At 46.2% G+C, this 264-nt stretch carries 1 pseudogene; it reads right to left on the bottom strand.

From position 1 onward, the window contains the following. A pseudogene (locus Q4528_RS14250) lies at positions 1-205 on the bottom strand (hypothetical protein); the annotation flags it as partial. Positions 206-264: the final 59 nt, after the last annotated feature.

Below are 264 nucleotides of genomic sequence, written 5' to 3'. Positions count from 1 at the left end.
CTACGCCTTTAAAATAAAGCTCAAAGCGCTCAGCCACTCGGGGATCGGTCGCTGAAATTTTAGCTAAAGCAGCTTGCGAAGCAGGGAAGTGATAAACAAAACAAGGCCGCTGCTGGCCGATATACGGCTCTACTCCTAAAGAGAATAGCAATTGTAAAATCGTGTCTCGATCAGTTTCCTGCTCAACTAAATCGGCTACCGACAAACCCTTCGCTACTTCAACAAAATCGGCATGGCTAGCACTTAATGGGTTAACACCTAAGC

This window comes from Staphylococcus pasteuri (genome assembly GCF_030547725.1).
Lineage (GTDB): Bacteria > Bacillota > Bacilli > Staphylococcales > Staphylococcaceae > Staphylococcus > Staphylococcus pasteuri.
Note: the sequence above shows the minus strand (reverse complement) of the source record. Positions and strands in the feature narration are given on the sequence as shown.